The 2,336-nt window shown below is 73.1% G+C and carries 3 protein-coding genes; 1 reads left to right on the top strand and 2 read right to left on the bottom strand.

The window, feature by feature from the left end:
• Positions 1-61: 61 nt before the first annotated feature.
• Positions 62-1,282 carry a threonine ammonia-lyase gene (gene ilvA, locus JNW89_RS35060; RefSeq protein WP_238452291.1) on the top strand — a complete coding sequence of 407 codons (1,221 nt, stop codon included), beginning with the start codon at positions 62-64 and terminating at the stop codon, positions 1,280-1,282.
• Between the two features lie 75 nt (positions 1,283-1,357).
• On the opposite strand, the gene greA is transcribed toward ilvA, so the two are convergent.
• Both greA and JNW89_RS35050 read right to left on the bottom strand, forming a co-directional pair.
• Positions 1,358-1,852, bottom strand: coding sequence for a transcription elongation factor GreA (gene greA, locus JNW89_RS35055; protein ID WP_238452290.1), 495 nt, complete (start codon positions 1,850-1,852; stop codon positions 1,358-1,360).
• Between the two features lie 140 nt (positions 1,853-1,992).
• Entirely contained in the window at positions 1,993-2,334 is a 342-nt protein-coding gene (locus JNW89_RS35050; protein WP_238452289.1) for a DUF4307 domain-containing protein, read from the bottom strand.
• Between the last annotated feature and the right edge of the window lie 2 nt (positions 2,335-2,336).

The following is a 2,336-nucleotide window of genomic DNA, read 5'->3' as shown; positions in this document are numbered from 1 at the left end:
TCGGCCGACACGCCCCCGGCGTCGCCGCAGGTTCCCCCGGTGGCGGTGGCACGATCGGGGCATGACGGAACTGGTCGGTCTCGCCGACGTACGGGCCGCGCGGGAACTGCTCGCCGGCGTCACCCGCACCACCCCGCTGGAGCCCTCCCGGCCGCTGAGCGCCAAGTTGGGCGGTCCGGCGTGGCTGAAGTGCGAGAACGTGCAGCGCGCCGGGTCGTACAAGGTGCGCGGCGCGTACGTGCGGATCTCCCGGCTGAGCGAGGAGGAGCGCGCCCGGGGCGTGGTCGCGGCCAGCGCCGGCAACCACGCCCAGGGCGTCGCCCTCGCCGCAGGCCTGTTGGGCGCCCACGCCACCGTGTTCATGCCGGTGAACGCGCCGCTGCCGAAGGTGGCCGCCACCAAGGGGTACGGCGCGCAGATCGAACTGGTCGGCAACACCGTCGACGAGTCCCTGGTGGCGGCGCAGACCTACGCCGAGCGGACCGGCGCGGTGCTGATCCACCCGTTCGACCATCCCGACGTGATCGCCGGTCAGGGCACCGTGGCGCTGGAGATCCTCGAACAGTGCCCCGACGTGAAGACGATCATCACCGGGGTCGGCGGCGGTGGCCTGATCTCGGGCATCGCGGTGGCGGCCAAGGCGCTGCGCCCTGACGTACGGGTGGTCGGGGTGCAGGCGGCCAGCGCGGCGGCCTTCCCGCCCTCACTGATCGCCGGCGAGCCGGTACGCCTGCCGTCCTTCGCCACCATCGCCGACGGGATCGCGGTCGGCCGGCCGGGGGAGATCACCTTCACCCACGTCCGCAAGCTGGTCGACGAGATCGTCACGGTCTCCGAGGAGGACATCTCCCGGGCGTTGCTGATGCTGCTGGAGCGCGGCAAGCAGGTGGTCGAGCCGGCCGGCGCGGTGGGCGTGGCCGCGCTGCTGGCCGGGGTCGTCGAGGTGGAGGCGCCAGTGGTCGCGGTGCTCTCCGGCGGCAACATCGACCCGCTGCTGATGATGCGGGTGATCGAGCACGGCCTGGCCGCGGCCGGACGCTACCTGCGGGTGACGGTGCGCTGCTCGGACCGGCCCGGTCAGCTCGCCTCGCTGCTCACCGAGATCGCCGAGCACCGGGCGAACGTGGTCGACGTGGAGCACCAGCGGGCCAACCCGCACCTGCGCCTCGGCGAGGTGGAGGTGGCGCTGTCGGTGGAGACCCGGGGCGTCGAGCACTCCGACACGCTGATCAGCGCCCTGCGGGCCAGCGGCTACCAGGTGGTCTTCGCGGCCGAGGCGTGACACCGGCGACGGTGCCACGCCTCGGGGCGTACGCGATGGGGAACCGCCGGGTCCGCGGACCCGGCGGGGCCGGACTCAGCCGGAGAACGGCTCGAAGCTGACCACGGTCACCTTGATGTCGGCGCCGCTCGGCGCCGTGTAGGTGCAGGTCTGGCCGGGGCGACCGCCCAGGATCGCCTTGCCGAGCGCCGACTCCGGGCTGTAGACCGTCAGGTCGGTGGTGGAGGCGATCTCCCGCGAGCCGAGCAGGAACGTCTCGGTGTCGTCCTGGTCGTCGTCGAAGTAGATCGTCACGACCATGCCGGGCGACACCGAGTCGGCGGTCGGCGCCTCGCCGACCTTGGCGGTGCGCAGCAGCTCCTTGAGGTAGAGGATGCGCCCCTCGGCCTTGCCCTGCTCCTCGCGGGCGGCGTGGTAGCCACCGTTCTCCCGCAGGTCGCCCTCCTCGCGCCGGGCGTTGATCTCGGCGGCGATGACCGGCCGGTTGGCGATGTACTGGTCGAGCTCGGCCTGCAGGCGGTCGTACGCGTCCTGGGACAGCCAGGTGGCGGGCGCCTCGTTGGTGGACACAGGCGTACTCCTCGGTAGTGCGGAACTGGCTGACAGGTGAGTTACCAAGTTACCAGTGCGGCACACCCGCGGGTGTCGTCGATCACCCCGGGCACCGGCACCCGAACCGGCGGTCCCGGGTACGCACCGGTCGGCGGGGGTCAGCCGGCGGGCCGGCAGCGGACGACCTCGCCGATGAAGGGCCGCGCGGTGGTGGCGATCCGGTGCTGGACGGTGGCGTGTCGCGCACCGGGCCGCGCACTCACCGCGACCTCGTCCCGACCCACCTCGGCGCCGTCGTGGGAGCGAGCCCGCAGCACGCACACCGCGGAGCCGCCCTTGGGCAGGGTGACCCGGAAGTCCACCCGCACCCCGGTGTCGGTGACGTCGGTGTAGGTGATCACCTCGGCGTCGTACGCCGGGTCGCCGTACTGGGCGTAGAGCTGCGTCGCGACCAGGGCCAGCCCGGCGACCAGGGCGGCCGCCAGCACCCAGGCCAGCAGCG

The organism is Micromonospora sp. 4G55, from assembly GCF_016803375.1.
This window is presented reverse-complemented; position numbering and strand designations above follow the sequence as displayed.

Coding starts and splice junctions, on each gene's coding strand:
- ilvA (WP_238452291.1), top strand. CDS start 62: ATGACGGAACTGGTCGGTCTCGCCGACGTACGGGCCGCGCGGGAACTG.